The sequence below is a fragment of the Kitasatospora sp. NPDC085895 genome (assembly GCF_040702125.1).
GTDB lineage: Bacteria > Actinomycetota > Actinomycetes > Streptomycetales > Streptomycetaceae > Kitasatospora > Kitasatospora arboriphila.
The window spans coordinates 1-4,951 of sequence record NZ_JBFBJY010000183.1 but is presented as its reverse complement, the minus strand read 5'-3'; the positions used below and the strand labels follow the sequence as shown (position 1 = coordinate 4,951).

The window sequence follows — 4,951 nt, the reverse complement described above, 5'->3', positions numbered from 1 at the left end:
ACCGAGAGGAAGACCAGGCCGCCGAGCAGGATCGGGATGCCGAAGAAGATGTCGGCGACCCGGGAGATGACCGAGTCGGACCAGCCGCCGAGGAAGCCGGCCAGGCCGCCGAGCGTGGTGCCGACCAGGGCGGCGCCGACGGTCGCGCAGACGCCGACCGTGATGGAGGCACGGGCGCCGTACACGGTGCGGGCGTAGACGTCGCAGCCCTGCCCGTCGAACCCGAAGGGGTGACCGGACTCGGAGCCCTGCTGGGCCTTCGAGAGGTCGCACTTCAGCGGGTCGGTGGAGGTGAACAGCCCGGGCCAGATCGCCATGATCACCAGGAAGATGATGAGCAGTCCGGAGATGATGAAGATCGGGTTGCGGCGCAGGTCCCGCCAGGCGTCCTGCCAGAGGCTGCGCGGCTTGACGCGGTCGTCGGCAGCGGCGATCTCGGGCTCGTCGTCGAGGCGCTCACCCTTGATCAGGGCTTGCGCTTCGGCGGTACCGAGGTCGAAGGTGCGGCTCTCGATGGCACTCTGGATCTCTTCTTCCTCGGTGCCGGCCTCGGCGAGGGGATCTGATCTGTCGTACTTGTCTTGATCGGGCATGCGGGTTCCTCGGACTCAAGCCGACGCGTCGTGTCGAGGTGCGGGCGCTTCGAGCGCCAGGAGTGTCGTGGCAACCCTGTGCTGCTGCGCCCGCTGGCCGCACCGGCGGCCAGTCGACCGGTCGGCGCAGCGACCGCGGACCGTGAAGGTGCGGTCCCCCGCAATGAGACCTCCTCGACCTACGCAGCGGGAAAGCGTAGACCAAGCTCACCACGGCCAGGCGCCGGAACCTTCACGGCACGCGGGATAGCGGCCGGTAAGGCGGTCCGAGACCGCAGCATGCAATCGACGCACAGCTCGCCACGCCGGGGACCTTGCGGCTACCAAGCCACGCCCCTTGGTCTTGTCGGTGGGACGGCGTGAACTTGTGGCCGTCCCGCTCGCCGGCAGGGGCGGCGCCGACTGGGGGCAAGGGTCACCGCCGGGTGTGAGGTCGGGCTCGCCGCAACGGCGGTGTGCGGCCTGCAGCGGATCCGCCGGGAGTGCGAACCCAGGGTCATCAAGCAGCACCTGGCCGCCGGCCTGCTGCAGGCAGGACTGCGCGAAGGCCTCACCCGCGCCCAGCACGACCAGCTCATGGGCTGGACGAAGGAACTCGGCCTCGGCCCGCAGATCGTCGAACTGGCCGAGAACATCGCCATCCACTGAGCCGGCATCGCATCGGCCGGTTTGTCGCGGCCTCGGACCCCGTGCCACCGATCAGCTGCTACTGCCCGGGGCGTGGTGCCGCGTTTCCCGGGTGCGGCCCTGCAGGCGCCCGCCTGCACGAGGATCGTCGGATCGCCGGCCCCGCGGCGCAGCGGCGCGACCACCGCGGGCAGGTCGAGCGGGTACGGCTGGCACCAGGTGCGCGATCGTGCTGCTCCGTCCACCACTCTCATTGCCGTGCTCGTGTTGTTCGACGCTGCCCTGGCCCGGCGGCACGGTACACGACCAGCCTGACGGCGGCCGGGGCTGCGGTTCAGAACCGGGGCTGCCGGGCGGCTGCTCCGGGGTCACTCGTAGACGCGCGCTGTGCCGAGCTGCCGGGCGATTGAGGTCCAGGTGACCGGTTCGATCGGCGGAGTGCCTGGGAAGCGCGGGGGCCGGCCGAGGGTTGAGCCCAGCCAGGCGTCCCACGATTCGAGGAACGAGGCCAGGGAACTGTGCGCCCAGCTGCCGCCGTCGCCGGCCCACAGGCCGCGGGCCTTCTTGTCCTCCTGCTGGTTGCGGTCATGGGCGTAGTCGGCTACCAGGGCGCGCAGCAGGGCCCGCAAGTCGCCCGGTGTGGAGACCGGCGGTTCGGTGTCCTTGGGGGCGGGAGCTGCGTGGTCGGCGGCGGGTGCTGTGATGGCGTCGAGTAGTTGGCCGGCCAGCCCGGTCCAGCCGGGATCCGGCGCGTGGTCGGGGAGGGCTGCGGCCCAGCGAAGCAGGAGGTCGTCCACGTCGGGAGCGTTCGCGCCGAGGCTCTCCAAGTGCTGGGTGAGCCGCTTCAGAAGGGTGCGGAAGTCCTCGCCGGTCTCGACCGTGTTCGTGATCGTGTTCATCAACGTGTGAGGCTAGGGACGCCGGAACAGGCCGTCTACTCAGGTTGAACTCGCCTTGTCGTAGGTACTGGCGGACCTTGATCCCTGCGGTATGACATCGGGGTGCGATACGCGCAAGGGGGCGGGTTCACCTTTGATTTCCCAGGATGCCCCGGCCTTCAGGCCGGAGAGGAATGGGTCCTTGGCTCGGAGCCGCGAAGCGGCGGAGCTCTCTGTATATGTGTTCTGACCTTCCGTTTTGATCTTTGGGTTTGCTTGAATTATGTTGTCGGCCGTGAAGATTGTTGTGCGGGTGAAGCTGGAGCTGTCGGCCTATCAGGCCGACACGCTCGCGGCGACCCTGCGCGCCTGCAACCGGGCGGCGAACCACGTCTCAGAGGTGGCTTTCCGTACGGGTGAGGTGCGGCGCAACGGTCTCCAACCGATGGTGTACCGGCAGGTTAAAGAGGACTTTGATCTGTCGGCTCAGCCTGCGGTGCGGGTGGTGAAGAAGGTCTGTGACGCCTACGCGACGTTGAAGGCGAACATCAAGGCCGGGAACCTCGGGCCGAAGGGGTCGAAGCGCCGCAACAAGGCCGAGTCGAAGTCGATCCGGTTCCGTGAAGACGCGGCGCAGGCTTTCGACGACCGGTGCTTGTCGTGGCAGACGGAAGCCCGGACGGTATCGATCTGGACGACCGCAGGCCGGTTGAAGGGCATCCGGTTCGTCTGTTCCGAGAATGCGGCGAAGATGATCGCCGACCATCGGCAGGGCGAATCGGACCTGGTGTTTCGTGACGGTTCCTGGTATCTGCTCGCGACGTGTGACATCCCCGAACCTCCCCTATTCGAGCATGCCGATTGGCTCGGGATGGACCTGGGGATCGTCAACATCGCCACCACCAGCGACGGCACGGTGATGTCCGGGCGTCGTCTGGAGCGGTACCGCAAGCGCATGCGCGCTCTGACCGCCAAGTTGCAGGCGAAGAAGACCAAGAACGCCAAGCGCCGGTTGAAGGCGATCCGCCGCCGGGAGCAGCGTTTCGCCACCGACACCAACCACTGCATCTCGAAGACTCTCGTATCTACCGCTGAACGCACCTCTCGCGGGATCGCCCTGGAAGACCTGACGGGCATCCGCGAGAGGGTCAAGGCCAAGCATGAGCAGCGGTACCGCCTCCACTCCTGGGCGTTCGCCCAGCTCGGAGCCTTCGTGGAGTACAAGGCCCAGCGCGCTGGCGTGCCGCTCGTGCACGTCAGCCCGGCCTACACCTCCCGCCAGTGCTCCGCCTGCTGGCACACGCACAAACAGAACCGAGTGGATCAAGCGACGTTCGCGTGCCGCGCCTGCGGCATGACCATGCACGCGGACATCAATGGCTCCCGCAACATCCGCCATCGCGCGGCTGATGCGTGGCAGCGGGGCGCAGTCAACCGCCCCAGCAGCGCCTAACGCTGCTGAGACGAGGTGACCACCGGTGGGGCGACTCATCGGGCACATGGTTAACCTCAAGCCCGGTCCTTCAGGGCCGGGTCGTTGACTTCTTCTTCACGCCCTCGTGCCAGATCAGCTTGGCGATATTCGGCTTCACGGCCGTGGTGATGACGCCCATGTGCACACGGACGTATCTCCGTTCCTCCAGCTCGCGCAGCATGCTCGCGGCGAGGTCGGTACGGGCGGTGAAGACGCCGTCGGCGCTGGTGTCGGCGGTGTGGAAGTCCGTGACGACGGGGTGCTCGAAGAGGCCCGAGGGTCGGACGAGGGTCCAGTCGAGGTCCGTCTGGCGGATCACGGCCTCCATGCGGCGCATGTCTTCGTGGAGGGTGCGGCCGAGGCGCCGGTTTACCAGCGGGTCGAGCACGTGGTTGAAGAAGTGCGCGCGGGTGGGACGCCAGTTTGGTTCGGTGATGCTGGAGCTGACGACGAGCAGCCGCTTGATGCCGTGCCGAGTCATGGCCCCGGTGATGGCAGTGGCGCTCGCCCAGTACGTGGTGACGGTCTCCTTGCTGAAGCGCGCGCCCAGCGCGGACAGGACGGTGTCCGTCCCGGCGATCGCGGCGTCGACAGCCGCCGGATCGGTGGCGTCGGCGACCGCGACGGTGAGGCACGGCCGCTCGGCGACGGAGCCGACCCGACGGGTCACGGCGACGACCTCGTGGCCAGCCGAGAGAGCCTGGTCGGTGAGGTGGCGGCCGGTCAGTCCCGCGGCGCCGAAAACTGCGATACGCATGGTGTCGGATCATCCCTTCGCGTGGGTCCTGGAACGCCCTGGGCGCCACGCACACGCTGAACACGCCCACCGTCCGTGTCCCGAGCCGGGCCAGGGCATGCTGCGGCGCCTCGGCGGCCCACTGCCCAATCGCCCGGAACGACCGGGCGCCGCCCAGCACCGCCGAGGCCGCGACCAGCAGCACGCTCACCAACGGGTGACGCCGATCACGCGGATCACGCGGATCCACCAGCAACGCCAACCGCTCTACCAGGCCGGCACCGCTCCCGAGTTGACGAACAGGCGGGTCGGCGTGGCAGTAGATGGAAGACTGACGGCACATCGAGGTTCCGGTTCAGGGCGACGGGCCAGGTCACCCTTTCAACCGGAGCCTCGATGCGTCCGCAACGGCCCGGCGCCACCCCATCACACTGCCGCGACCTGCACACTTGCATGATCGCCAAGACTTTGAATCAGCCCTGCCCGGGTGGCCGTAGCCGGCAAACCCCGGGCGTCGCGAGGAGATCTCAATCGGGATGCCGTACCCGATGTGCGCGGTTGCCGCATTGCGGCTGACGCAAAACCGAACAGTAGTCATACAATCTATATTTTTGGCGTGTCAATGGGGCGTGCACGCCTCTTC

General features: G+C 67.8%; 4 protein-coding genes and 2 pseudogenes. 2 read left to right on the top strand and 4 right to left on the bottom strand.

The window, feature by feature from the left end:
* A pseudogene (locus AB0442_RS41820) lies at positions 1-593 on the bottom strand (ABC transporter permease); the annotation flags it as partial.
* A 453-nt stretch (positions 594-1,046) separates the two neighbouring features.
* On the opposite strand from AB0442_RS41820, the gene AB0442_RS41815 reads away from it, so the two are divergent.
* On the top strand, positions 1,047-1,241 hold the full coding sequence (locus AB0442_RS41815; RefSeq protein ID WP_366168754.1) for a hypothetical protein: 195 nt from the start codon (positions 1,047-1,049) through the stop codon (positions 1,239-1,241).
* A gap of 347 nt (positions 1,242-1,588) precedes the next feature.
* Here the strand turns inward: AB0442_RS41815 and AB0442_RS41810 are convergent, their stop codons facing one another.
* On the bottom strand, positions 1,589-2,119 hold the full coding sequence (locus tag AB0442_RS41810; RefSeq protein ID WP_366168753.1) for a hypothetical protein: 531 nt from the start codon (positions 2,117-2,119) through the stop codon (positions 1,589-1,591).
* 274 nt (positions 2,120-2,393) lie between these two features.
* Between AB0442_RS41810 and AB0442_RS41805 the strand changes: the two genes are divergently transcribed.
* Entirely contained in the window at positions 2,394-3,551 is a 1,158-nt protein-coding gene (locus AB0442_RS41805; RefSeq protein ID WP_366168752.1) for a transposase, read from the top strand.
* Positions 3,552-3,621: 70 nt separating this feature from the next.
* Here AB0442_RS41805 and AB0442_RS41800 read toward each other — a convergent pair whose 3' ends face one another.
* Positions 3,622-4,329 carry an NAD(P)H-binding protein gene (locus AB0442_RS41800; protein ID WP_366168750.1) on the bottom strand — a complete coding sequence of 236 codons (708 nt, stop codon included), beginning with the start codon at positions 4,327-4,329 and terminating at the stop codon, positions 3,622-3,624.
* Positions 4,330-4,417: 88 nt separating this feature from the next.
* A pseudogene (locus AB0442_RS41795) lies at positions 4,418-4,651 on the bottom strand (transposase family protein); the annotation flags it as partial.
* Positions 4,652-4,951: the final 300 nt, after the last annotated feature.